At 58.0% G+C, this 23,989-nt stretch carries 22 protein-coding genes; 11 read left to right on the top strand and 11 right to left on the bottom strand.

Going from position 1 to position 23,989, the window contains the following annotated elements; genetic code table 11:
• Positions 1 to 3: 3 nt before the first annotated feature.
• Together ACXJGX_RS08770 and ACXJGX_RS08765 are read right to left on the bottom strand one after the other, a co-directional pair.
• A complete protein-coding gene (locus ACXJGX_RS08770) occupies positions 4 to 1,179 on the bottom strand; it encodes an aminotransferase class I/II-fold pyridoxal phosphate-dependent enzyme (protein WP_474780644.1) in 1,176 nt (391 codons plus the stop codon).
• Between the two features lie 106 nt (positions 1,180 to 1,285).
• Positions 1,286 to 2,614 carry an amidase gene (locus tag ACXJGX_RS08765; RefSeq protein WP_474780642.1) on the bottom strand — a complete coding sequence of 443 codons (1,329 nt, stop codon included), beginning with the start codon at positions 2,612 to 2,614 and terminating at the stop codon, positions 1,286 to 1,288.
• A gap of 560 nt (positions 2,615 to 3,174) precedes the next feature.
• Between ACXJGX_RS08765 and ACXJGX_RS08760 the strand changes: the two genes are divergently transcribed.
• Positions 3,175 to 4,422: a UbiH/UbiF/VisC/COQ6 family ubiquinone biosynthesis hydroxylase gene (locus ACXJGX_RS08760; protein ID WP_474780640.1), complete on the top strand. Its 1,248-nt coding sequence runs from the start codon at positions 3,175 to 3,177 to the stop codon at positions 4,420 to 4,422.
• A gap of 12 nt (positions 4,423 to 4,434) precedes the next feature.
• Here ACXJGX_RS08760 and ACXJGX_RS08755 read toward each other — a convergent pair whose 3' ends face one another.
• Genes ACXJGX_RS08755 through ACXJGX_RS08745 form a run of 3 tightly spaced genes read right to left on the bottom strand, consistent with a single transcriptional unit; the run spans position 4,435 to position 6,191 of the window.
• Positions 4,435 to 4,614, bottom strand: coding sequence for a Trm112 family protein (locus ACXJGX_RS08755; protein ID WP_474780638.1), 180 nt, complete (start codon positions 4,612 to 4,614; stop codon positions 4,435 to 4,437).
• The gene (locus ACXJGX_RS08750) at positions 4,611 to 5,252 is read right to left on the bottom strand and encodes an LON peptidase substrate-binding domain-containing protein (protein WP_474780636.1); all 642 of its coding nucleotides are present in this window, start codon (positions 5,250 to 5,252) and stop codon (positions 4,611 to 4,613) included. Before ACXJGX_RS08750 ends, ACXJGX_RS08755 begins: the two co-directional genes overlap by 4 nt.
• Before the next feature lie 27 nt (positions 5,253 to 5,279).
• Complete coding sequence (locus ACXJGX_RS08745; protein WP_474780634.1) at positions 5,280 to 6,191, bottom strand: tetratricopeptide repeat protein; 912 nt, start codon at positions 6,189 to 6,191, stop codon at positions 5,280 to 5,282.
• A gap of 105 nt (positions 6,192 to 6,296) precedes the next feature.
• Between ACXJGX_RS08745 and ACXJGX_RS08740 the strand changes: the two genes are divergently transcribed.
• Both ACXJGX_RS08740 and ACXJGX_RS08735 read left to right on the top strand, forming a co-directional pair.
• Positions 6,297 to 6,926 (top strand): SGNH/GDSL hydrolase family protein, encoded by a 630-nt coding sequence (locus tag ACXJGX_RS08740; protein WP_474780632.1) that lies wholly within the window; start codon positions 6,297 to 6,299, stop codon positions 6,924 to 6,926.
• Positions 6,923 to 7,333 (top strand): NUDIX hydrolase, encoded by a 411-nt coding sequence (locus ACXJGX_RS08735; protein WP_474780630.1) that lies wholly within the window; start codon positions 6,923 to 6,925, stop codon positions 7,331 to 7,333. The genes ACXJGX_RS08740 and ACXJGX_RS08735 overlap by 4 nt, the downstream gene beginning before the upstream one ends.
• A gap of 7 nt (positions 7,334 to 7,340) precedes the next feature.
• Here ACXJGX_RS08735 and ACXJGX_RS08730 read toward each other — a convergent pair whose 3' ends face one another.
• Positions 7,341 to 8,057 carry a phosphodiester glycosidase family protein gene (locus ACXJGX_RS08730; protein WP_474780628.1) on the bottom strand — a complete coding sequence of 239 codons (717 nt, stop codon included), beginning with the start codon at positions 8,055 to 8,057 and terminating at the stop codon, positions 7,341 to 7,343.
• The gene (rbfA, locus tag ACXJGX_RS08725; protein WP_474780626.1) at positions 8,057 to 8,455 is read right to left on the bottom strand and encodes a 30S ribosome-binding factor RbfA; all 399 of its coding nucleotides are present in this window, start codon (positions 8,453 to 8,455) and stop codon (positions 8,057 to 8,059) included. Before rbfA ends, ACXJGX_RS08730 begins: the two co-directional genes overlap by 1 nt.
• A 97-nt stretch (positions 8,456 to 8,552) precedes the next feature.
• Here rbfA and dapB point away from each other — a divergent pair, with 97 nt between their 5' ends.
• The 7 genes from dapB (at position 8,553) to ACXJGX_RS08690 (ending at position 15,635) form a co-directional block, all read left to right on the top strand.
• Complete coding sequence (gene dapB, locus ACXJGX_RS08720; RefSeq protein ID WP_474780624.1) at positions 8,553 to 9,362, top strand: 4-hydroxy-tetrahydrodipicolinate reductase; 810 nt, start codon at positions 8,553 to 8,555, stop codon at positions 9,360 to 9,362.
• A 59-nt stretch (positions 9,363 to 9,421) separates the two neighbouring features.
• On the top strand, positions 9,422 to 9,787 hold the full coding sequence (locus tag ACXJGX_RS08715; RefSeq protein ID WP_474780622.1) for a dihydrodipicolinate reductase: 366 nt from the start codon (positions 9,422 to 9,424) through the stop codon (positions 9,785 to 9,787).
• Between the two features lie 290 nt (positions 9,788 to 10,077).
• A complete protein-coding gene (locus ACXJGX_RS08710) occupies positions 10,078 to 11,712 on the top strand; it encodes a peptide ABC transporter substrate-binding protein (RefSeq protein WP_474780620.1) in 1,635 nt (544 codons plus the stop codon).
• Between the two features lie 86 nt (positions 11,713 to 11,798).
• Positions 11,799 to 12,722: an oligopeptide ABC transporter permease OppB gene (gene oppB, locus ACXJGX_RS08705; RefSeq protein WP_474780618.1), complete on the top strand. Its 924-nt coding sequence runs from the start codon at positions 11,799 to 11,801 to the stop codon at positions 12,720 to 12,722.
• Positions 12,723 to 12,733: 11 nt separating this feature from the next.
• Positions 12,734 to 13,660: an ABC transporter permease subunit gene (locus ACXJGX_RS08700; RefSeq protein WP_474780616.1), complete on the top strand. Its 927-nt coding sequence runs from the start codon at positions 12,734 to 12,736 to the stop codon at positions 13,658 to 13,660.
• A gap of 2 nt (positions 13,661 to 13,662) precedes the next feature.
• Positions 13,663 to 14,628 (top strand): oligopeptide/dipeptide ABC transporter ATP-binding protein, encoded by a 966-nt coding sequence (locus ACXJGX_RS08695; protein ID WP_474780615.1) that lies wholly within the window; start codon positions 13,663 to 13,665, stop codon positions 14,626 to 14,628.
• On the top strand, positions 14,628 to 15,635 hold the full coding sequence (locus tag ACXJGX_RS08690) for an oligopeptide/dipeptide ABC transporter ATP-binding protein (RefSeq protein WP_474780613.1): 1,008 nt from the start codon (positions 14,628 to 14,630) through the stop codon (positions 15,633 to 15,635). The genes ACXJGX_RS08695 and ACXJGX_RS08690 overlap by 1 nt, the downstream gene beginning before the upstream one ends.
• An 11-nt stretch (positions 15,636 to 15,646) precedes the next feature.
• Here ACXJGX_RS08690 and ACXJGX_RS08685 read toward each other — a convergent pair whose 3' ends face one another.
• Positions 15,647 to 16,279: a glutathione S-transferase family protein gene (locus tag ACXJGX_RS08685; RefSeq protein ID WP_474780611.1), complete on the bottom strand. Its 633-nt coding sequence runs from the start codon at positions 16,277 to 16,279 to the stop codon at positions 15,647 to 15,649.
• 78 nt (positions 16,280 to 16,357) lie between these two features.
• On the opposite strand from ACXJGX_RS08685, the gene ACXJGX_RS08680 reads away from it, so the two are divergent.
• Entirely contained in the window at positions 16,358 to 17,056 is a 699-nt protein-coding gene (locus ACXJGX_RS08680) for a helix-turn-helix transcriptional regulator (protein WP_474780609.1), read from the top strand.
• Here ACXJGX_RS08680 and ACXJGX_RS08675 read toward each other — a convergent pair.
• The 3 genes from ACXJGX_RS08675 to truA form a co-directional block, all read right to left on the bottom strand.
• The gene (locus ACXJGX_RS08675; RefSeq protein WP_474780607.1) at positions 17,053 to 21,315 is read right to left on the bottom strand and encodes a translocation/assembly module TamB domain-containing protein; all 4,263 of its coding nucleotides are present in this window, start codon (positions 21,313 to 21,315) and stop codon (positions 17,053 to 17,055) included. The two genes, ACXJGX_RS08680 and ACXJGX_RS08675, sit on opposite strands and share 4 nt — an antisense overlap.
• A complete protein-coding gene (locus tag ACXJGX_RS08670; RefSeq protein WP_474780605.1) occupies positions 21,315 to 23,090 on the bottom strand; it encodes an autotransporter assembly complex protein TamA in 1,776 nt (591 codons plus the stop codon). Before ACXJGX_RS08670 ends, ACXJGX_RS08675 begins: the two co-directional genes overlap by 1 nt.
• Before the next feature lie 102 nt (positions 23,091 to 23,192).
• On the bottom strand, positions 23,193 to 23,960 hold the full coding sequence (truA, locus tag ACXJGX_RS08665; protein WP_474780603.1) for a tRNA pseudouridine(38-40) synthase TruA: 768 nt from the start codon (positions 23,958 to 23,960) through the stop codon (positions 23,193 to 23,195).
• Positions 23,961 to 23,989: the final 29 nt, after the last annotated feature.

The following is a 23,989-nucleotide window of genomic DNA, read 5'->3' as shown; positions in this document are numbered from 1 at the left end:
TCCTCAACCATACAAACAGTCGCGGATCAAAGTCAGACCGCGCTGCATTTCTTGTGTTGGGGCCACCATGGCGACCCGAATATAACCTTTGCCGGGGTTTTCGCCCGCCACGTCCCGGCTTAGATAAGCGCCCGGAAGAACCCGTACCCCAGTGTCTTGCCACAACTTTACCGCTGCGGCCTCGCCGTCATCCACAGGCAGCCACAGGAAAAACCCGGCCTGCGGCGACTGATATCCCGGCACATGGCCCAAAATATCATCCGCAATCTCGTATTTGCGGTGATAAAGCGCGCGGTTCTCTTCGACATGTGCTTCATCGCGCCAAACCTGCGCTGCGACCGCCTGCAACGGTTCAGGCAGCGGTGCGCCCGCAAAGGCACGCAACTGCGCGATCCGCGCAATGGATTTGGCACCCCCCGCACAGAACCCAGACCGCAACCCCGGTAGGTTCGACCGCTTTGACAGCGAATGGAAAATCACCACCCGATCGGGATCTGCACCCATGTCGGTCGCCACCTGCAGCGCGCCAACAGGCGGCACATCGCGGTAAATCTCGGAGTAGCATTCATCGGCAAAAATGATGAAATCATGCTTTTGCGCCAAAGTAATCAGCGCGCGCCAATAGGCTTCATCGGCCACAGCACCCTGCGGGTTCGCTGGTGAACAGATATAGGCAATCGCGGTCCGGTTCAGCACGTCATCGGACAAAGCATGAAAATCAGGCAAATGCCCGGTGGCTTCGGTCGCGGGCACATAGACTGGTTCTGCACCGACTGACAGCGCCGCGACCGCGTAAACCTGATAGAACGGGTTCGGTGTCAAAATCACCGGTTGTCCGTTTTTCGCCTCGGGGCACAGCGCCATCGCCGCATTATACAGCCCCTCGCGGGTGCCATTCAGCGTCAGGATTTGATTATGCCCAAGGGCAAGCCCATAGCGCCGCTGCAAAAACCCAGCAATCGCATCCAGCAATTCATCGGTGCCGTTGTTGTTGGGGTACTTGGCAAAGCCCTGTAAATTGGCGGCCAGAATATCGCCCACAAACGCAGGAAACGCGTGGCGCGGTTCGCCAATCGTCATATTGATCACATCCGTCGCCTTTGTTGGCACGTCAAGTAACGCACGCAAACGGGGCCACGTCGCAACCGGGAGGTTCGAAAACCGCGCGGGGAACACCATAACTGCCTCAATTCACGGGATCATTTCGCCCCGTTTTTTACCAAAGTAGCGTGATGCGACCCGTCCTGTCCAGAACAAGCCGCGAATCGGTATGATTTTGTGGCTTTTACGCCAGCGCCCGCTCGGCCGCAGCACACAGCCGCAGCAACGCCGCTTCGCCCCCATGACGCCCATTGAACATAATCCCACACGACGGCACGCCCGTTGGCAACGTGATCGACGCCAGTTCCAGCAGGTTCGCAATGCGGGTATTGCGCAACGCCAGCAGATTCTCGACTTTGTAATAATCTGCATCCGATAGCAGCCGGGCCGCATCGGGGGGCAGCATCGCCGCCGTCGGCATAATCACCGCGTCAAATCCGGCAACCGCCGCCGCATACGCCTTGCGAATGTCACGCAACAGGTTCCAACCGGCCACGTAATCAGGGCCAGATACGTCACGGCCGCCACGCACCCGTTCCAATATCTGCGGGAACATTTTTTCAGGGTGCGCCTCGACCCGATCACGCCACCAACCATAGCTATCCGCGCCATATAGCGCGCCTGCCACATTGAACGCGTCCAGTAACGGCGCGAATGCACGGCGCTCGACTGTCGCACCGGCGTTCTGCAATCGCTCCACCGCGCTTTGAAACGCGGCGCGCGGGGCGCCGCGCACATCATCGGGCGCAATCGTATCCAACAGCATCAAGCGAACACCGGTCAGATCCGCTGCCGCCAAATCCACCGGCTTTGCGCCTTTGAGCGCGGCAAACAACAGTGCCGCGTCTTCGACCGACCGGCAAAGCGGCCCCACCGTATCAAAGGTCAAACATAGCGGCACAACACCGTCCAGCGACAATCGGCCATGGGTGGTTTTCAACCCCACCAGATCATTCCATGCCGACGGAATCCGCACTGATCCCCCTGTATCAGACCCTATTGCTGCCGCAGCTAGCCCAAACGCAACCGACGTCGCAGCGCCAGACGACGACCCACCAGCAACCGCTGCATGGTCGTTTACACAAGGCGGTGTTGCCGTGATCGGGTTCAGCCCCAGCCCCGAAAATGCGATCTCGGACATATGGGTTTTACCCAAACACACCAGTCCCGCCACCGTGGCATTTTGCAACACCAGCGCATCGGCGTCCGGCACACGGCCAGCCATCAACGCAGTCCCGGCCTCTGTCGCAATACCAGCCGTATCAAACAGATCTTTCCAAGACACAGGCACACCATCCAACGGTCCACGGCGCATCCCCGCCTTGGCGCGGTCAGACGCGGCCTTGGCCTCTGCGCGCGCACGGGTCTGCGTCACCCGCGCATAAATCCGATCCCGAAACTGATGCGCGTCAATGGCATCAAGATACACATCCGTCAGAGCAATCGGGTCAATCTGCCCCGCCGCAATCGCACGCCCCAAATCCGCCGCCGTCATCCATCGCCAGTCTTGCATGTGAAATCTCCTGTCTTGGGCCGACCCTAGCGGGGAGAAAAACGGAGAACAATCGAGGAAAGCGGGCCGATGACCACATTGCGGCTGTCAGGCTAACACGGTGTTTGCATCATGGGACGAAGTAACTATCTCACGAAATATGATGTCTGCGCTTTTCTTTATAAATCTCCGGCGCATTCTCTAGCACAGAGGCGCGCTTTCGAAATTCCCTTTATCGCGCCATTTATTCTGCCAGTTTTGCACCCAAATGCAATCGTGCGACGGATGGTCATCAAAATCGCCTACAAAGGTTTTAGCGTTCTGAATATCAGCCTGTCAATTTGGGCGCTAAGCGGAAATTCTTTGATGCTTGCGTTCATGACGACCGATGCATCCATCCTATCGAACGACCCAAAACCCCTTTCAGCTCCAGCGCGCGCGCCCCTTACAACGCCCCACGCGCCAAAAAGGCCCGATGCATCGCCCACAGATCATTTCCTAACAAAATAACGCGTTAACTCTCGATTCGGGATAAACTGAAAAAACCACCGTACGATGTGCGCCCAGCGGCCAAGGATCGCATGGACAATCCCGCACGCAGGGTCATATTACGCCCTATGGATACGGATATCATCATCGTAGGGGGCGGGCTGAACGGGCCTGCGTTGGCATTGGCCGCTGCACAGGCGGGCTTTGCTGTCACAATTATTGACAGCTTGGCCATTGATCGGCGTAAACGCCCTGACTTTGATGGGCGCAGTTATGCGCTGGCGGTGTCATCGAAACGCCTTTTGCAGGGTATTGGCATCTGGGATGCCGTACGCGACGACGCACAGCCCATGCTTGAGATCAAGGTCACCGATGGCCACGCCGGCAAAGGGGCCAGCCCGTGGATGCTGCATTTTGACCACGCCGAGATCGAAGAAGGCCCTATGGGTTTCATGGTCGAAGACCGCCACCTGCGCCGCGCCTTTCTGGATGCGATGGCCGCTAATCCAAAGATCACGCAACTGTCCCAAGAAACCGTTGTTGCCCAAGACATGCGCGCGTCTGGTGTCACCGTCACGCTAGGCTCTGGCAAGGTGGTTTCCGGTCAGGTTTTGGTCGGTTCTGACGGACGCCGCAGCGGCACCGCCGCGCGGGCCGGAATCAAACGCACTGGTTGGGGGTATGGCCAAACCGCCGTGGTCTGCGCCGTTGCCCATGACAAACCGCACGGTGGCATCGCGCATCAGTTTTTCATGCCTGCAGGACCGCTGGCGATCCTGCCGCTGACCGAAAACCGCAGTTCCATCGTGTGGAGCGAAACCGACGCCCGCGCGACCGCATTGGCCGCGATGAATGACGCTGATTTCCTTGCTGCACTGCGCCCTGCCTTTGGCAGTTTCCTCGGACAGATCAGTCTGACGGGTGCGCGATTTACCTATCCTTTGGGCCTGACGCTCGCCAATAGCCTGATCAGTGATCGCATGGCGCTGGTCGGCGACGCGGCGCACGGGATGCACCCGATTGCAGGCCAAGGATTAAACGCCGGACTGCGCGATGTCGCCGCCTTGGCCGAAGTTCTGTCTGACGCCCGCGCCCGCGGCGAAGACATCGGTAGCCCCTTGGTTTTGCAGCGCTATCAGCAATGGCGGCGGTTCGATACTGCGACGCTTGCGCTGGCGACCGACACGTTCAACCGCCTGTTTTCAAACGATAACCCACTGCTGCGCGGATTACGCGACCTTGGCATGGGGGCGGTGAACGCGATTCCTGGCCTGCGACGCGGTTTCATCCGCGAGGCGGCAGGACTGTCAGGGGATTTGCCGAAATTGATGCAGGGGTAACGCGCCCGAACCTCAGTCCAGTTTGCGCGCCTCATCGACCAGCATCACAGGAATCCCGTTGCGGATCGGAAAGGCAAGCTGCGCGTTTTTTGACACCAGCTCTTGTTTTTCCGCATCGTATGCGAGTGTGGATTGGGTCAACGGGCAGACCAAAGCCTCTAGCATCTTTGGGTCGAATTCCGGTTCATTCATTGTAAAATCTCGTCGCCTGATCCACCGCGCAAGGCGAATTGGATTAATGTTGTTAATGTCTCTCGCCGGGTTGTCAGCGACGGCGCCTCAAGCAAGGCTTGCTTGTCTTCCGGGTCAAACGGGCACAGCATCGACAATGAATTGATTAACAATTCGTCCTCTGCGTCACCCAAACTGTCCCAATCCGTCGACAGGCCTTTGTCTTCAAAAAACCGCCCCAACATCTTCATGAACGGGACGCGATCAAACCCCGGATCTTTTTCGACGGCGCCCAGGTCGCGATCAAACCCGGCCCAATCGACTTTGCAGCGGCGATACGGGGTAAATCCTTCGATTTCTTGCACAATACGAAAACGCGACACACCCGATAACGTCACCATATAGCGCCCGTCTTCGGTTTCAGAAAACGCCGTAAGCCGCCCGGCGCAGCCGATGGCGTGCAGGCGATCTTTGTCGTCGGGGCGTGCGTAGGGCTGGATCATCCCAATAAGACGGGACGACGTTTTCAGCACGTCGTCCAGCATCGCAAGGTAACGCGGTTCAAACAAATGCAGCGGCAGTTTTGCACGCGGCAACAATAACGCGCCAGGCAGCGGGAATACCGGGATCACATCAGGAAGGTCATTGAATGGTATCATAGTCGACAACCTAGCCCGTGAACCGGATCAAACAAATATCAATGACGATAATTTTCTGCGCCCGTTCAGCACAATGGGATCTTTGGCATCGCGCGCGTCAAATATTTTGAACAATTGCGCCTTCGCCGCCCCATCATTCCACTCGCGGTCCCGGCGGAACAGTTCTAGCAGTTGGTTCACGGAGTCTTCGACCTGCCCGGCAGCATGCAAAGCGATGGACAGATCAAACCGCGCCTGATGGTTCGCGGGGTCCGCATCAACAGCATCCTGCAATTCCGCCAGCGGCCCTGCATTTGCCGCCTCGCGCGCCAAAGTGATCTGCGCCCGCACCGCCTCGATCGCGGCGTGGTCAGCGATTTCAGCAGGGGCCCCGTTCAAAATCGCTTCGGCCTGTTCCACTTCATCCAACGCCAGATAGGACCGCACCAATCCCGCGTAAGCCAGAGCGTTGGCGGGTTCTTCTTGCAGAATTGCGGCAAATGTTTCTGCCGCATCTGCGGCAGCGCCCTCGTCCAGCATCTGTTCGGCAGCTTCGATCGCAGCGGCCAGCCCTTCGGCTTCGGGGTCGCCCGCAAGCGCGGCGATTTTTTCAACAAACGCGTTTATTTCGGACGGCGGCAATGCGCCTTGGAAGCCATCTACCGGCCTGCCCTGATAGAACGCATACACCGTCGGGATCGATTGCACCTGCAACTGCCCAGCGTACCCTTGGTTACGGTCCACATCGACCTTGACCAGCTTGACCCGGCCGCCAGCTTTGGTCACTGCCGCCTCTATGGCGGGACCAAGCGTTTTACACGGGCCGCACCACGGCGCCCAAAAATCGACAATGACTGGCACCGTCTGCGAGGCTTCGATGACATCGGCAACAAACGTGGCATCGGTCGTATCTTTGATCAGATCAGCGGGGGCCTTTGGCGTGGCATCCAATTCCAGCATGTTCCATCTCCTTATGTGTGTTGGGACATATATGTGCGCTCACACGCGTCAGGCCAAGAGGCAATGATGCTTTACCGCATCGCAAACGCGGCGTAGCCTGCCGATATGACAAAAACACTGATGACGTTTGGCGATAGCAACACACACGGCACGCCCCCGATCACGACACGCGGCGTTTACCAACGCTTTGGACCCGCCGTGCGCTGGCCCACTGTCACCGTCGCGACGCTGGGGCCGGACTGGACCTTGATCGAGGAAGGACTGCCGGGCCGCACGGCCGCGCATGATGATCCTGTGATGGGCGCGCATATGAACGGGCAATGCGGTTTGCGCATCGCGCTTGAAAGCCACGGTCCAATTGATGTCTTGGCCATTATGTTGGGCACAAATGACCTTAAGGCGCATTTTGGGCTCACACCCGAAGGCGTCACCGCTGGTGTTGCTGGACTACTTGCCATTGCCAATTCGGTTGAATACCAAACCCGCCACGGCGGCTTTGACGTTCTTTTGATCTGCCCGCCACGGGTGTTGGAACAAGGGCCGATTGCGGAACAATTCTTTGGCGCAGCGACCAAAGCAGCAGGCCTGCCCAGACTTTACGATGCCTTGGCACAAAATTGGGGCGCGGATTTCCTTGACGCAGGTCAGCATATCGCACCCAGCCCTATCGACGGTGTGCATTTCGAAGCAGATTCGCACGTCACGCTCGGACGCGCTGTGGCTGCCGTTCTATGACCCCAAAAGTCGCGGCAATTGCGGTTGTCCTCGATGACGACCGGGTTTTGCTGGTGCGGCGCAAAAAGGAACCGGATGCAGGGCTTTGGGGGTATCCCGGTGGCCACGTCGATTTGGGGGAAACGGCCCTGGATGCCGCGGCACGTGAACTGCGTGAAGAAACAGGGGTGATTGCCACACCGGTCAGCTACCTGACAAATCTTGATATTATCACGCGCGACGACACAGGGGCGGTGCAACACCATTTCTTGCTGGCCGCAGTGCTGTGCAGCTTTGAAAGCGGCACACCGGTCGCAGCCGATGACGTCAGCGACGCCAGATGGTTTCACGTCGATCTGCTGGATACAGTCGCATGCAGCGCCGACGTGCATGCGATTGCAGTTCTTGCGCGCGGTTATGGCGCCTAGGCTGACCCTATTCTACCACTCCGACCATTGGTCCTAACTGGAACCCGAAATCGGACCGGCCCATATCGCGGGCATAAAGCCGGGACACCTTGCCATCAAAATAGAGCGCATTTGGCAATTTCAGGTAGTCACGAAAAAACCGCCCGAAATCGTAAAAACTGACTGCATTGTTCGAGATCACAAAGACGGCGCGCGCGCCATTGGCTGTCGCACCGACGCCGTTGCGCAGGAATCGCGAAGTACTGTTTGCTAAAAATCGCGGGTGCAACGCCCCGTCGATCACCAGCATCGGGCCTGATTGCGTTGCATCCCGACATTGGGGTTTCTCGTCCAGAAACCGCAATGTTTCAATCACCTGTGCGCTTTGGTCATTGATACAGAATACGCCGTTGGGCAGCAGGCCAAAATTGCCGGGGCCTGCGTTTGGAATCACGCGCATCTCTTCTACGCCATCCTCGACGTAGTGACCGACTGGCGCACGGTCCGCATGGTACATGCCGGCATTCATCCCGAATGCCAAAACCTGCTCATCCAAGTTGGCCTCGATACCCGAAAAACTGCCCAACACCGCGCCATCTTCGTCGCGCAGAAACAGCCGCAAGTCTTCTGTCCGCGCATCAACGCTGCATGTGGTATAGCTGTTGCCATCGTAGTCGACGTTCGCGCAGGTCACAGCCGCCGCAGGGGCTGCCATCCAGATCAGCACAAACGCAAACAGTCGCATCAGTCGTCAAGGTCCTGACGCACGTGGCTTTCCGCCAAAAGGGCGCGCGTTGCGTCCATTTGATCAAAGGTGCCATCAATTTCAAACCGCAGCTCGGGGGCAAATTTCATTGTCCCGCCCTTGACCACCAGATGACGGATTTCGTAACGGTTCCGGCGCATCGCCGCGAGAGCCTCTTGTTTGCCATCACCGCCAAGCGGCAGAATGAATGCTGTCGCAATGCTTAGGTCTGGGGACATCCGGACCTCGCCGACAGTAATTGACATCCGGTTCAGCTCCGGGTCATGCACGTCACCGCGCTGCAAAACCTCGGACAGGATGCGACGAAACTGTTCGCCCACGCGCAACATACGTTGTGTGGGTGCCTTGCCGTCGCGTGTTTTTGTGTTCTTAGCCATGCGCTAGATGTAGGCCGAGTTTGCGACAAAGCCAAGGAGGGCTTTGCGTCATCTGCAATCAATCGCTAATAGGGTGCAAACACGAAGGAACAGACCCATGACAGACACTCCAGGCATCGTTATCACCGGCGGCTCAGGCAGAATGGGCCAAATGTTGATCAAATCCGTGCTTGCGTCTGATAAATGCCGCCTTGTCGGCGTGGTCGATCGGCCCGGTCACGATTGGATCGGGCAGGACATTGGCACGGTAATGGGCGGGCAACCTGTCGGCGTTGTTGTCACCGACGATGCGCTTGAGGCGTTTGCAAAAGCACAGGCGGTGATTGATTTCACCTCGCCGGCGGCGACGGTCGGATTTGCGGAACTGGCAGCACAGGCGCGCGCCGTGCATGTGATCGGCACGACAGGTCTGTCAGATGATGACCTTGCGGCAATAAAAGCAGCCGCGCGTCATGCCGTGATCGTGCGTGCTGGCAATATGTCGCTGGGGGTTAATCTGTTGGTGCAACTAACCAAAAAGGTGGCCGCCGCCCTTGATGAAGATTTCGACATCGAGATCATCGAGGCCCACCACCACCACAAAGTTGATGCGCCATCTGGCACAGCGCTGATGTTGGGTGAAGCCGCCGCCGAAGGGCGCGGTGTCAATCTGAAAGATGTCAGCGATAGCGGCCGCGATGGGATTACGGGTGCCCGTAAACGTGGTGACATCGGGTTCAGCGCCATTCGTGCCGGTGACATCGTGGGTGAACATGATGTTTTGTTCGCGGCGGCAGGAGAACGGATCGTGCTGCGGCATATGGCAACTGACCGCGCGATTTTCGCCCGCGGCGCGCTTAAGGCTGCGCTTTGGGGGCAGGACAAAACCCCCGGCGAATATGATATGGTGGACGTGCTGGGGCTTTAAAGTCATCCAAACCGCTGCGTTGCGCGTAATTGGGACACTTGATGAAAAACAGGTGGCCCATGAAATATGTTCTTATTGCTCTCACCCTATGCGCGAATGCTGCTTATGCAGAAGGGTTTGAACCCTTGCGGGACCGGTCGGCGTTTTTAGCAACGGTCGCGGACAAGCATTTGCGCAACCGGCTTTACGGTGTGCGGCTCATGGTCAACCCCGACGGTACAATCACCGGGTCAGCCGTTGGTCGGCAGATCACAGGATCGTGGGACTGGCAGGACGGATATTTTTGCCGCGCGATGCGCTGGGGAACCCGTGAAATTCCAGCAAACTGTCAACTGGTCGAAACCAACGCGCGTGCGCAGATCCGATTCACAGTCGACTATGGTACAGGCGATTCAGCCGTGTTTCGGATCGAAAATAGCGACTAAACCCGCATCGTTCGCACAGAAAATCATCCCAAAGATCAAATCATCAGCGGAAAATTTAAAAAAACCCTGTTCGTTTGTTGCGTCAACGATGGAACACGCCGCAATAAAAATCTGAACAGCGGATCTGTTCCTCTTTTACCCCCGGCAGATTTCTTGTGCCGTGGCGTCAGCTTGCAAAGTTCCTTGCCATTTCCACCGATTGGTCAAAATATGCGCGCTATCTGCGCGAAAACGCGCGTGACATATCCGACAATTGCATCGGCCAACGATGCAGAAACAGGGAGTTTTTCATGACAATGAAATCAACACTGCTCGCAACGACCTCTGCGATTTTAATCGCCGCATCTGGCACCGCTTTCGCGGAAAGCCACGCCACACATCCCGTCACAGGCGAACCTCTTGCCTCTGAACAAACATTCACCTACCGCGTGGGTGACGAAAGCCCATCCATTGATCCAGGCATGACCGAAGATTCCGACGGTGGTGACGCCGTACGCGACTTGTTCGAAGGTCTGTTCAACCAAGACGCTGCCGGCAACCTAGAGCCCGGCGTTGCGACGGGTTACGAAGTCAGTGATGACAACCTTGTTTACACGTTTACATTGCGCGACAACGCAAAGTGGTCGAACGGCGACCCCGTTGTTGCTGGCGATTTTGAATATGCTTGGAAACGTGCTGCATCCCCTGAACTGGCGTCCCCTTACGCTTGGTTCATTGAACTGATGTCGGTCGCAAACGCGTCGCAAGTCATCGCCGGCGATATGGATCCATCAGAACTGGGTATCAAAGCGGTCGACGACACAACGCTGGTCGTAACGCTGACCCAACCGCTGCCATACTTTCCGCAGATGTTGACACACTACACCACCTTCCCTGTGCATCAGGCGACTGTCGAAGAGTTCGGCGCCGACTGGACCAAGCCCGGCAATATGGTATCAAACGGTGCCTATATCCTGACAGAACACGTCCCGCAGGAAAAACTCGTCCGCGAACGCAACCCGATGTATTGGGACAACGACAACACGATCATCGAAAAAGTCACCGCGCTTGTGATCGGCGATGAAAACGTTGCACTGACCCGCTATCTGGCTGGCGAATTGGACCGCACCGATGTGCCTGCAGGTCAATTCCCGCGCCTGCAAGAAGAATACCCAGATCAGGCTGTGTCTGTCCCCTATGCGTGTTCCTACTATTACATGTTCAACCTGCGTGAAAACGGCCCTGCGGAAATGCAAGACCCGAACGTCCGCAAGGCCCTGAGCCTCGCGATTGATCGCGATATCATTGTGGACAACGTTCTGGCTGGTGGTCAGGCCCCTGCCTATACATTTACGCACTGGGCGACTGCCGGGTTTGAAACACCCGAGATTGCAATGGCGTCAATGACACAGACCGAACGCAACGAGATGGCGCAGCAATTGCTGACCGATGCGGGCTATGGCGAAGACAATCCGCTGACAGTCAATCTGGTTTACAACACCAACGATTCGCACAAAACCGTCGCTGTTGCGATCAGCCAGATGTGGAAGCAGACATTGGGTGTCGACACCACACTGTCGAACCAAGAATGGCAAACCTTCCTAGAAGCCCGTGCCAACGGTGACTTTGACGTTGCCCGTGGCGGCTGGTGTGCGGACTATAACGAAGCATCGACCTTCCTTGATCTGATGCAGTCCGAGTCCGGCTATAACGACAGCAAGTACAACAACCCAGAAGTTGACGCGCTGCTGGCAGACGCCAAAACCGCCGAGAACCCACAGGCAGATTATACCGCCGTTGAAGAGTTCATCGCGCAAGACACACCTATCATCCCGATCTACCACTATGCATCGGTTAAGATGTTCACTGAAAACCTCGAAGGCTGGCCTCTCGAAAACTTCCAGCAGAACTGGTATTCGCGCGATCTGTACAAAATCGCTGAGTAACGCTCGCGATTGATCCGCCGCGCCCCTTGAAACCCAAGGGGCGCGGTTTAGCTTTTCACAATCCAAAATTTGTGGACCCCAGACACATGTTCAGCTTTGTCATCCGCCGCCTTGCGGTGGCTATCCCGACCCTTTTGATACTGGTCGTTTTGTCGTTCATCCTGATGTACGCGGCGCCCGGTGGTCCGTTCGGTGGTGAACGCCCCCTGCCCCCCGAAGTGCTGGCCAATATCGAAGCCAAATACGGGTTGGACCAACCGTTCTGGAAACAGATCGTCAATTATATCTGGGGTGTTGTCGTCCATTTCGATTTCGGGCCATCGTTTCAATACAAAGACCGCACCGTCAACGATGTGATCGCCCAGGGTTTCCCGGTGACGCTTACCTACGGGTTCTGGTCGTTCCTTGTCGCCGTCGTCTTTGGCATGAGCCTTGGCGTTGCTGCCGCGATCAAGCAAAACAGCTGGATCGATTATGCGGCGGTTGGCATATCCATCGGCGCGCAGGTTTTGCCCAACTTTGTCATGGCGCCGTTGCTGGTTCTGACATTTACGCTCTGGCTGGGGTGGTTGCCGGGCGGTGGCTGGGAAGGTGGCCAATGGCAGTATCTGGTCATGCCGGTTATCGCGCTGTCGACGTCTTACATGGCATCTGTTGCGCGGATCACGCGCTCGTCTATGCTTGAGGTGTTAAACACCAACTTCATCCGCACCGCCAAGGCCAAGGGCCTACCGATGCGCCGCGTGATCTGGAAACACGCGATGAAGCCGACGTTTTTGCCGGTGTTGTCCTATCTGGGGCCTGCGTTCGTGGGGATGATCACCGGATCCGTTGTCATCGACGTCTATTTTTCGACCGGCGGTATCGGACAGTTCTTTGTGAACTCGGCCTTTAACCGCGACTATTCGGTCATCATGGGGATCACCATTCTGGTGGGCGCCCTGACCATCTTGTTCAACCTTGTTGTCGATATCCTGTACGCATGGATCGACCCCAAGATCCGCTATTAAAGGGGGCATCGATGTTACCTAATACTGCTTCCGTTGAATCCGTCGCAGAGGCGATGAACCTTGCCGAGGTGCAAGGCCGGTCGCTTTGGGCGGACGCCCGTATCCGTTTTTTCCGCAACAAAGCTGCGGTGGTATCCTTGATCATTCTGATCTTGATCGGTCTGTTCGCGATGTTTGGTGGTGTGATTGCCCAATACAAAGCGGACTATGTCGACTTTAGCCTGATCGGCAGCAATGCTTACAAAGGTGTGCCGGGGATCGAAACCGGGCATTATTTCGGCACCGATAGCAACGGCCGCGACCTTTATGCACGTGTTGTGCAAGGGACACGGATTTCGTTGATGGTTGGGGTCGTGGGCGCCCTTGTCGCGGTGGTCGTCGGCACCATTTACGGGGCAACGGCGGGCTACTTTGGCGGCCGTATTGACGGGATCATGATGCGCATCGTCGATGTGTTGATGTCGATCCCGTTCATGTTCGTCCTTATCTTGATGCTGGTCATCTTTGGTCGGTCGATTTTTATGCTGTTTCTGGGCATCGGGCTGATTTCATGGCTGGATATGGCACGGATCGCGCGCGGGCAGACGCTGACCATCAAGAACAAGGAATTTGTCGAAGTCGCCCATGCCACGGGTGTACACCCCGCCAAGATCATCTTGCGGCACATTGTGCCAAATCTGCTGGGAATCGTCGTTGTCTACGCGACCCTCTTGGTGCCGAACATGATCATCTTTGAAAGCTTCATCAGCTTTCTCGGGTTGGGAGTGCAAGAACCGTCAACGTCGCTGGGCGCATTGATCGACGAAGGCTCAAGCACCATGCAGTATGGGTATTATTGGCAGATCGGCTTTCCGATTTTCTTTTTTGTCGCCACCATCTTTGCCTTCTTCTTTGTGGGCGATGGCCTGCGTGACGCACTTGATCCGAAGGACCGCTGATCATGCGCTTATTGGAAGTCCAAGACCTGCGGGTCACGTTTAAAACCGCCGATGGCGACGTCAATGCCGTGAACGGCGTCAGCTTCGGAATCGACAAGGGCGAAACGCTGGCGATCGTCGGCGAATCCGGGTCCGGCAAAAGCCAGACAGCGTTTGCCGCGATGGGCCTGCTTGCCAAAAACGGAAGCGCCAGTGGCGAGGCGCGGTTTGACGGGCACAACCTGCTCACGATGAACCAACGCGCCCTGAACAAGGTCCGCAGCCAAGAAATCGCCATGATCTTTCAAGATCCCATGACGTCGCTGAACCCCTATATGCGGATCAGCGACCAAATGGCCGAAGTGTTGATGCTGCACAAAGGCATGTCCAAACGCGACGCGGTCAATGAGGCGGCGAAAATGCTGGATGCCGTTCGCATCCCCGACGCCCGGGCGCGGATCACCATGTACCCGCATGAATTTTCCGGCGGCATGCGCCAGCGGATTATGATCGCGATGTCGCTGCTGTGCCAACCACGTCTGTTAATCGCGGATGAACCAACCACCGCACTGGATGTGACCGTTCAGGCGCAGATCATGCAGCTGCTGGGCGACATTCGTCGCGACTTTGGCACGGCTGTGATCTTGATCACCCATGATCTGGGCGTGGTTGCAGGGTTCTGCGACAGGACGCTGGTGATGTACGGCGGGCAAATCATGGAAGAAGGCCCAACCGACGACATTTTCGCCAAACCCCAGCACCCATACACATCAGGATTGCTAAAGGCTGTGCCGAGGCTTGATCGCGCTGATGCCACGCTGGCGACCATTGCAGGCGAACCGCCGGATATGTCGCGTCTGCCAGCGGGTTGTCCGTTCTCTCCGCGGTGCGCGCAGGTTCTTGAAAACTGCCGGGCTGATCGCCCGATACTGGAAACCCTTGGCGACCGTCGCCGTGCCTGTCACCTGCCCATTCAGGAGGTCGCGTAATGTCGCCCATCCTTTCCGTTCGTAACCTGTCCGTTACATTTGACGTGCGCCGCCCCGGGTCATGGCCATGGACGCCACCGCGCAAACTACATGCCGTATCCGAGGTGTCTTTCGACCTCGCCCCCGGCGAATGCCTTGGCATTGTGGGGGAATCAGGGTCTGGAAAATCCACGCTGGCCCGCGCGATTGTCGGCACGATCCCGTCGTCGGGCGGCAACATCTTTTTTGAAGATGCCGATTTGGCCAATATGGAACCAACCGAACGCCGCATCCATCGCCGCGATGTGCAGATGATCTTTCAAGACCCACTTGCCGCGCTGAACCCACGCATGACAGTGGGTGATATTATCGCGGAACCTTTGGTCACGCACTATCCCAACACCCCCCGCAAAGAAGTAAAGGCCCGCGTCGCCGAACTGATGGAGCGCGTCGGTTTGCTACCAAACCTGATCAACCGCTATCCGCATGAATTTTCCGGTGGGCAGTGTCAGCGCATCGGGATTGCCCGGGCTTTGATCCTGAAACCGAAACTGCTGATTTGTGACGAACCCGTATCGGCGCTGGATGTGTCCGTGCAAGCGCAGGTCATCAACCTGCTGATGGAACTGCAACGCGAAATGGGGTTGTCGATGATCTTTATCGCACATGACCTGAGCGTGGTCCGCCATATCAGTGACCGCACGTTGGTGTTGTACCTTGGCCGCGTGATGGAAACTGCTGACAGCGACACCCTGTCAACGGCGCCTGCGCACCCCTATGCGCAAGCGCTGATCGCCTCGGTGCCGATCCCCGACCCGGTGTTAGAGCGCGCACGCCCGCGGCCCATTTTGGAAGGCGAACTGCCGTCACCCCTGTCACCACCGTCAGGCTGCGTTTTCCGCACCCGATGCCCAAAAGTGCAGCCGTCATGTGCGCAGGCAAAGCCGGTACTGGAGAACATCGGCGAACAGCATTATGTCGCCTGCCCCTATCACGAGGTTCAACATCTTTTGGCGGTGAACCAATAGGTTCATCGCGCTTAGCCCCTGTCTGGCGCCCCCCGCATATGCGCAAGCTGTTCAGCGTCAAATGCAGCGGCTTTGGCGGCGGATGGGCGGGCCTCGCAGCGTTGCAGCCATGCGTGAACGGCGGGGTGGTCCGGTGTTCCGCCCGGAAACCACGTAAAGGGCGACACTATCAGCAAGTCGGCCGCGCTAAAGCTGTCGCCCAGCAGGTAGGGTGATCGTTCCAATGCCGAAACCAGACGCGCCGTCATTTCCGGCACGCCGCGAAAGGTCGCTGTCAACATTGGGTGGGACAGTTGGGCCACGCTGGTCACAAAGACGGGTTCCAGCACATTGCCGTACCACGCAAGCCAGCTTAGGTACCGCCCCCGCAGCGGGTCGCCCACCGTTGGCCCCATCTGCGCCTGCGGGAACATATCCGTAAGATACAGAATGATCGCGTTGCTTTCCCAAATCTCGACCCCGTCGTGCACGAGCAGCGGCACTTTGCCTTCGGGATGCGGGTTTGCAGGATCGGCGGCACCCGTTCCGTCCTGGCGTGGGATCCCCACCGCTTTGATGTCGATTGCGTCCCAGATATCCAGTTCTTCGATCAGTCGGATGATCCGCGTCGCGCGCGAGTTGGGTGAATAATACAGCGTCAGCATGGTAAAGCCTCTTGAGGTTTTGTTGCGTTATCGGCTTTGGTATAGATCGTCCCTACTGTCAGTTTCCGTCAGGATGATATGAGCCGCTCTGATCGCCTTTTTCGCCTATTGCACGCGCTGCGCACCCTGCCACAGCCCATCACTGCCGCACGTCTGGCGCAGGAAACAGAAGTGTCAGAGCGCACGCTTTATCGCGATATCGCAAGTTTGCGCGCGGCTGGTGCGCTGATCGATGGTGCCGCAGGGGTGGGGTATACCCTGACCGAAGATCCGGCCCTGCCACCGCAAACTTTTGACAGAATAGAGATCGAGGCGCTGGTGATGGGGCTCAGCGATATCCGCCATTTGGGTGACGCGCAGTTGACGGCCGCCGCCGAATCGGCGCTCGCCAAAATTGCCGCCACGCTACCAGAGCGGCTGCAACGTCAGGCGCTGCACGCGACCCATTTGGTCTATCGCATGGGGGCAGAGGTGCCAGTTGGCCCCGATATCTCGGCCCTGCGCACCGCCTGCTGGGACGAACGCGCCGCCGATTTAATTTATACCGATGCGAAGGGCGCAAAGACAGAGCGCCGCGTATATCCACTGGCGATTGTTTATCTGGACCACGGCATTATGCTGCTTGCATGGTGTTGTCTGCGTGCAGAGTTTCGGCAGTTCAGGTTGTCTCGGATCATACATTTCCAACCGACCGAAGACAGCTTTCGCCCGCGCCGCGTGACACTTCTGCGGGATTATATCCGCCAGATGGAGCACGAGAGGCAAAATCGGACTTAATAATCCCGCTCGAAAAACACGCCAATGCTGGTTTCACCGTCTTGGTCGACGCTGCCTTTTGCGGTGATTTCGCTTGTGATATCAAGATTAAGGTTGATTTCTGTGTTGCCCTCGCTGGTGATGGTCACATCTGTATAGACGTTATCTGACAGGTATTTCCCCGCACGTACGGCCGCATTTCCATCATCGTCGGTCGTTACGTCAAAATCGTCCAGACCGATATTTTCGCGCAAGCGGTCCAGTGCGCCACCGCCATTCCCCGCAAGCGTGCTGATCGCCGCTGCAAGCTGGACGGCTTGCAATGGGCTGATGCTTTGCAAATCGCGGCCAAAGATAAGCTGCGATAGGACTTCGTCTTGGGGAAGGTCCGGCACGGATTCAAACCGGACCTCTGGCGATGCCGCCGGACCTTCGACGATAATCCGGATGGTTGTGCCTGACGTCGATTGTGTGGATGCAACCAGTCTGATGTAGGGTTCGAAATCACCCTGCAGGCTGGCGCTGCCTTCGGTCAGGTCGAACCGCTGTTGCAAGATATTGATCCGTCCGCGCACCAGCGAAAATTGCCCGACCGGGATAACATTTGCGGTCGTTCCGCCAATGGTAAGCCGTCCGCCCAATTCCGCATCCAGCCCCCGGCCCCGGATAAAGATCCGCGAAGGTGCATCCACAACAATATTGAGCGGGTAAGCACGCCGTGGCGCAGACGTCGCGGCTGTTGCAGCGCCGCCGCCTAATGCAACATTCGCCCGCGCCAAAGTGCGACGCACGTCACTTTCTGCTCCGATATGCATCACCGTAGGCAAATCCCCCAGCGCGCTGACCCCCGAGGACGGCACCTGAATATCGGTCTTGCCCAAATTTAGCCGCCCCTCGATCCGCGCGCCCCCTTGGGCTGGTCCACGCAGGGATATCTGTCCGTTCACCGTTGTTGAATACAGTTCGGGATCTTGCAGCACGACGTTATCAAGCCGCACGGTGACGTCAGCCTGATTGCCCCCGGTTAGCGCGACCGGGCCAGAAACCGACACACCACCACCACTGGCCACATCGGCCCGCAGGTCGATTTGCGCCGAAGACCCGCCAAGCCGGATTTGTCCGCCGACATTGGTCAGTGCCTGCCCCAAGGTCGGCGCGGTAAGCCGCCCGTTCGCAAAGGTCACGTTGCCGCTAAGCGATGACAGCGCCGGCGGGCCGTTGACGCCGATATCGAAATTGGCGGTTCCGCTTAGGCGGCGCGGCTCCAGCGCGGCATTGGCCAGCGCCAAGGGTGCGCCGCCATTGATCGCAAGGTTCAATTGCCCGCTTTGGCTGACTTGCCCCCGGATCGTCGCCACCAGACCGCCCGGCCCCGTACCGTTCGCGTCGATCCCCCAGTTCCCATCTTCGTCCAACGATGCGCTGCCGGTGGCCCGCACCGGACCGCTGATCTGGTCAGTCAGCACGCCCACATCGCGCAAACTGGCGTTAAAGCGCCCTTGGCCATAGCCGGTGTTCCCGTTCAACGCGCCAACGACCGATACTTGTGGTGTTGAAACTTCGAGCGTGCGCACCGCCAAAACACCGTCTGCCAGCGCAATCGTCGCATTGACGCGTCCCTTCCCCGCAATCAGCGGATCAATCGTCGGGTTGCGGATTTGGATATCTTGGCTGGTCGCTTTGATTTGGGCATCAAACCGGGTCAAATCGGGCATCACGGTGCCTGACGCAGTCACATCGATGCTGCCCGCGATCGGCTGACCGATAAGCGATGCAAACGTCGCAAGGTCCGCAACCGACGCTGTCACATCGCCCGTGACGGCGTAACCTTCAGCGGGCGCCGCAACCGTTGCGTCGATCGCGACCAAGCTGCCCGGTCCCGTGAGCCGTATCATGGTCGCCGTTGCACCGCCTGCCTCGGGTTCGGCTGACAGGCTCATGACGAGCGGTCCACTGAGCGCGGGATCAAGCAGCCCCAGATCAGCAATGCGCGCAGTGATATCAGCCTGCGTCGGTCCCTCTGCGCGCAGTTCTGCATCGCCACGCGCAATGAAACCTGGCGTCAGAATAGACAAATCGGAAATCAACAGCGCATCATCGCTAGGCCGCGACAAGCCGACAGAAAACTGCCCATCGCCCGCCAGCAACGGGTCAACGCGGTCTATTCCGGTTGAAACATCGCGGGTCTCGCCGGAAACTGTCACATCAAAACGCATCTGATCGCTAAGCAGAACACCGTTCGCCGCAAACGACGCCGCGCCAGCAAGAGGGCGCCCAGCAAGAGCTGCATAGCGCGACAAATCGGTCACTTCGGCAGTGACGTCGGCGTTGATGGTTTGACCCGTTTCAGCCGGATCCATACTGCCTGTTGTTTCAAACTGGACAGCGGGCCCGATCCCTTGCAGCGCGAACGCCACCTGACCTTCGGCGCTGCGGGTAACCTGACCGGCGACCGTGGCCGCCCCGGATACATCTGGCAGCACGACCGCAACGTCGCGCAGCGCGGCGTTAAACTGCGCCTTTGATCCGGCGCTTGTCAAATTCGCGGTCCCTGTCACCGTTGCTTCGGGCGTTTGCAGGCGCAGTGCCTCGAGCCGGGTACCCTCTGTGTCGCGCACCACCGTCGCAGCGATGTCTCCGACGCCTGCCAAAACTGCGTCGGCCTGCGGAATTCCAACGGATAAATTATCGGTCTCACCTGTGACAATCACGCGGAACATCCGGTCCAACGGGCCAATGTTCGCTATGACATCCAATGTGGCAGCACCACCCAGATCTTGCCCAGCGAGGGTCGAAAACCGCCCTAGCCCAGCAACGTCAATCTTTGCCGTCGCGTTTGTTGCAAATCCGGCCTTTGGGCCGTCGACCGTGCCTTGAACCATGACGTCAATACCTGCGCCTGACAGGGTCAGTTGACTAATCTGTGTGGCGGCACCTTCGGTGCGGGCGGCTGAAAATACGCCTTCGATCCGGTCGCCAAACGCGCGTGCCGCCCCGGCATCGTCCAACTGAACACCATCTGCCGCATACCGCAGGTTGGCCGTGATCTGACCGATGGCGTCACCTTCGCCTGCCTTCAAAATACCGCCGCCGCGCAGGCTCAGGCTTTCAATGCCAAGCCCGGGACGGTCGAACCCATCGACCGAAATCTCGGCGCGCCAGTCGTCCGCGACCTTTGCATCATATGTGATCGCAAGAACGGCCCCATCAACATAGGTCTTCGGGCCGCTCACGGGTAGCAAGACAGGGTTGTCACCCATCGGCGTGATGCCACCCGTCAAATCGATCCGTTCGGGCCAGCCTTGTGTGCCAATCTGAAGCGCACCCGTCAAAGCAACCCGGCCTGCATCCAGTTCAAGTTCAGGAACGTCGATCCGCCCGGTATCCGATCGCACCGCCCGCGCCGTCAGCCGCGCATCGGTGCCGAAAAAATCCTGATATTCGGGCAAAAATAGCGGCGATATATCCCCCGTAACGTTCAGGCGAATTTGCTGCTGGCCGTCAGTGTTGACCAATGCGAAGTCGCCGTTCAACCTGTCCTGCCCATCGGTGGCGATGGCAAGTGTTGCCGCATAATCATCGACAGGCGCATCGCCTTCAACGACCAGTTTGACGGCAGGCCGCCCCGGTAAATCGAGAACACGCGCAGCAATCCCGTCGGCACCTTCTTCCAGACGCAGCAGCAGACCCAACTGGCGGGTGGCGTTAGCGTAGCTACCCTTGATTTCAAACGCCCCTGACTTGCCGTCGATCCGGTTGGCAATGATGTTCGCGGTACCCTCGCCGTCGCCCAGCGCAGCGGTGCCGGACAGGCTGACCGAAATGGGTTCACCCAAAAAAACATCACCCAATTCGATCAGGTCGATATTGAGCTTACCAAGCGCGATGCTGACCGGAAGTTCTGGCAAGGCAAAGGGTTTTGCTTCCAGCGTTGCACTGACGGCATTCGGGTCCGCAACAGGGGGACGCGAAAGCACCACATGCGCCGCGCTCAATTCCTGAACATCAATGGCGCCACGCAACAAGGCGCTGCGGTTCCAATCAAGCACGATATCCTCGATGGTGAGCCAGACGCCTTCGGTATCTGCAATCGTCAACACATCAATCGTCGCTTGTGAACTAAGCGCACCTTGGAAACCGATGATGCTGACCTCGCGGCCCGCGCCGGACAGGTTGTCTTCTATCAAAGAAGCGAGATAGCTTTTGTCTGCTTCCTCCTGCGTCTGCGCAAGCGCGGCACAGGGGAACAACAATGCAATCACGAATGCGCGTAAAATCATCAAAACGCCTGTCCAATACCAATATAAACTTGCACGGATTGACCGGCATCATCGCCGCTGGCCGGTGTACCGATATCCAACCGGATCGGGCCAATTCCTGTGTCATAGCGCAGCCCAAGCCCCGCCCCTGCATGCCAGTCACCACCGTCAAAAGGCAGCGCCGTATCGCCGACCTGTCCGATATCGTAGAAACCGACCAGCGAAATCTTTTCGCCAACCGCAAAACGCGCCTCGATCTGCGCGCCAGCAAAGGACGTGCCGCCTGTGGTCACGGTTTGCCCACCCTGCACGGTTTCGACACCCAAGGAATTGTAACTTTGTCCGCGCACGGTGCCGCCGCCGCCAGAATAGAACAGGTAATCTGCCGGTGCTTCCTCGATCGTCGCCCCAAGCAGGCTTCCCACTTGTGCGCGCGCCGCAAAAGTCAGCTTTTCCGCCTCGCCAAAGGTGCGATAACCACGCAAATCACTGTACAAACGCGCCCCGTTCGAATTTCCGATCAGGCTGACAAACGGGGTTGCCGAAGCGTCTGCATAGTATCCATTTTTCGCATTTGTCGGCACATCCCGCCGCTCAAGCGTGAGCGTCAGCGGGAAGGTCAAAAGTGTATAGTCGCGTGCGCCCAGATCGGTCTCTTCATGGGCTGTCAGCAGACCGATACCCGCCCGTAACATCAAATCGTCAGTCAACGGCCTTACAACACCGTTTTCAATGGATATCTTATCCAGCAGGTAATCGGGTTCGTTTTCGCGCGAGATTTCCGCCGTCAGATAATATTCGGTTTTGGGCCCAAAGGTGGCGGGCCGGATAAAGTTAGCACCCAAGCGATAGTCTGTGCCGCCCGTTTCACCGCCGATCCCTGCGACCTCGCCATCAAAACGAAGGCTCTCGGCGCCCCCCAACAGGTTGCGGTGCAGCCAAAATGACGACACCGTCAGTCCGTCAATCGACGCGAGTTCAACGCCAAACCCGAAACGCCGCGGCTTTGACTCGTCCACGGTCGCCGTGATGCCCATCACATTGTCGGGGCCGATCGCGTCGGATTCGGTAAAAGCAACGCTGTCAAAGGCACCCGTCCGCCGCAACCGCTGCGCCGCTGCATCCAGTTCAGCTGGCGAATAAACTTCGCCGGTGGGTAAGCCTGCGATTTGACGAATGCGTCCTTCGCGTACGTTTTCGTTTCCCTCGACCGAAAGTGCCCCGAAACGCAGCTGTGGTCCCGGCGCCAAGGCAACATTCACATCCAGTTTTGCATCAGGGTGGCGCGCGGTGATTTGCTGTCCTGAAACAGCCGCCCTGCCATAGCCGACGTCGCGCCAGCTTCGGATCCCGTCAGAGACCGCGGCAGAAATGCGCCCTGCCTCTGCGGGCTGGCGCGGGCCTAAATCCTGGGGGATTTCCGCGCCACTTGGCAATGGCGCAATCGATACATTCCCAAAGGTAAACTGCGGACCCGGATCGACGTTGATGACAACCTCTGAAATCCGCGCTGGCGCGGCAAGCGGCGCAATGTTCGCGGCCTCGACCCCATCAATGGTAATCGAAATCGTGCCACCATAGTAACCTTTGGAATACAGCGCCGTGAGCAATCGTTGATAATCTGCACGTGCAGCGGCGATGTAATCTTGGGGGACGGCGGTGTCATCCAAAGATCGCAACAACGAAGCCGCATCAAGAACCCCGCGCGCTTCATCGCTTACCAAACGCACGGATTGCCCCTGCGCCATGCTCGCTGCAAAAACAAAGCCTGCACAAAACCATTTCAAATTGGCCACTTGTCACCCCTTTGGCGTCTCAACGGTTTCACCGCTCTTTGGTTCCACACAACCTTAGCGAACACTCCGATGATTGGCTATTCACATCCGCGCAACGCGCGATCAGGAAAACGGGTCTGCTGGATACTGGACCTGTGCCAGATACAGCCCATGTGGCGGGCAAACCGGCCCGCACGCCGCGCGATTTCTGGCTTTCAACGCTGCTGTAACATCGTCCGGCGTCCACGCCCCCGCCCCGACACGTTCCAACGTCCCCACGAAGCTGCGGACCTGATTGTGCAGGAACGAACGCGCCCGCACGTGAAAGCGGTATTCAGTGCCGACAGCGTGTTCAATCGTCTCGACCCGCAGTGAATCAAGGGTCTTGACGGGGCTTTTTGCCTGACAAATCGACGACCGGAATGTCGTAAAATCATGTTGACCCAGCAACCGGTCCGCCCCGGCCTGCATGGCCACCCCGTCCAACGGATGGTTCACCCGCCACATTTGCCCTGCCTCAGATGTCAGCGGTGCGCGGCGCGACATCAGCCGAAACAGATAACGCCGCTCCAGCGCGTCAAACCTTGCGTGCCAGTCGTCCGCCACCTTTGCACAGCTCACAATTGCGACAGGTTCCGGTTTCAAATGAAAATTAAGGGCCTCGGACAGCCGGAACGGGTCCCAGTCCCGGTCCATATCACAGTGGGCAACCTGCCCGGTTGCGTGCACCCCCGCATCAGTCCGCCCGGCTGCGGCGATGGTGTGGGCGCGCGGTTCCAGCTTGGCTAAGGCAGCCTCGATCGCGCCCTGCACAGAAGGCTGGTCATTCTGGCGTTGCCACCCGGCAAAGGGCGCGCCGTGATATTCAACAAGAAGGGCATAGCGGGGCATGCCACCGCATTACGGACCGACAGCTATAA

It is taken from the genome of Yoonia sp. SWMV100 (genome assembly GCF_056108365.1).
The sequence above is the reverse complement of the archived record's forward strand: the minus strand, read 5'-3'. Positions and strand labels throughout refer to the sequence as shown.

Coding starts and splice junctions, on each gene's coding strand:
- ACXJGX_RS08685 (WP_474780611.1), bottom strand. CDS start 16,279: ATGCTGACGCTGTATTATTCACCCAACTCGCGCGCGACGCGGATCATC.
- ACXJGX_RS08750 (WP_474780636.1), bottom strand. CDS start 5,252: ATGATACCATTCAATGACCTTCCTGATGTGATCCCGGTATTCCCGCTG.
- ACXJGX_RS08740 (WP_474780632.1), top strand. CDS start 6,297: ATGACAAAAACACTGATGACGTTTGGCGATAGCAACACACACGGCACG.
- ACXJGX_RS08675 (WP_474780607.1), bottom strand. CDS start 21,315: ATGATTTTACGCGCATTCGTGATTGCATTGTTGTTCCCCTGTGCCGCG.
- oppB (WP_474780618.1), top strand. CDS start 11,799: ATGTTCAGCTTTGTCATCCGCCGCCTTGCGGTGGCTATCCCGACCCTT.
- ACXJGX_RS08765 (WP_474780642.1), bottom strand. CDS start 2,614: ATGCAAGACTGGCGATGGATGACGGCGGCGGATTTGGGGCGTGCGATT.
- ACXJGX_RS08710 (WP_474780620.1), top strand. CDS start 10,078: ATGACAATGAAATCAACACTGCTCGCAACGACCTCTGCGATTTTAATC.
- ACXJGX_RS08760 (WP_474780640.1), top strand. CDS start 3,175: ATGGACAATCCCGCACGCAGGGTCATATTACGCCCTATGGATACGGAT.
- truA (WP_474780603.1), bottom strand. CDS start 23,960: ATGCCCCGCTATGCCCTTCTTGTTGAATATCACGGCGCGCCCTTTGCC.
- ACXJGX_RS08715 (WP_474780622.1), top strand. CDS start 9,422: ATGAAATATGTTCTTATTGCTCTCACCCTATGCGCGAATGCTGCTTAT.
- ACXJGX_RS08735 (WP_474780630.1), top strand. CDS start 6,923: ATGACCCCAAAAGTCGCGGCAATTGCGGTTGTCCTCGATGACGACCGG.
- ACXJGX_RS08755 (WP_474780638.1), bottom strand. CDS start 4,614: ATGAATGAACCGGAATTCGACCCAAAGATGCTAGAGGCTTTGGTCTGC.
- ACXJGX_RS08745 (WP_474780634.1), bottom strand. CDS start 6,191: ATGCTGGAATTGGATGCCACGCCAAAGGCCCCCGCTGATCTGATCAAA.
- ACXJGX_RS08690 (WP_474780613.1), top strand. CDS start 14,628: ATGTCGCCCATCCTTTCCGTTCGTAACCTGTCCGTTACATTTGACGTG.
- ACXJGX_RS08770 (WP_474780644.1), bottom strand. CDS start 1,179: ATGGTGTTCCCCGCGCGGTTTTCGAACCTCCCGGTTGCGACGTGGCCC.
- ACXJGX_RS08730 (WP_474780628.1), bottom strand. CDS start 8,057: ATGCGACTGTTTGCGTTTGTGCTGATCTGGATGGCAGCCCCTGCGGCG.
- dapB (WP_474780624.1), top strand. CDS start 8,553: ATGACAGACACTCCAGGCATCGTTATCACCGGCGGCTCAGGCAGAATG.
- rbfA (WP_474780626.1), bottom strand. CDS start 8,455: ATGGCTAAGAACACAAAAACACGCGACGGCAAGGCACCCACACAACGT.
- ACXJGX_RS08700 (WP_474780616.1), top strand. CDS start 12,734: ATGTTACCTAATACTGCTTCCGTTGAATCCGTCGCAGAGGCGATGAAC.
- ACXJGX_RS08695 (WP_474780615.1), top strand. CDS start 13,663: ATGCGCTTATTGGAAGTCCAAGACCTGCGGGTCACGTTTAAAACCGCC.
- ACXJGX_RS08680 (WP_474780609.1), top strand. CDS start 16,358: ATGAGCCGCTCTGATCGCCTTTTTCGCCTATTGCACGCGCTGCGCACC.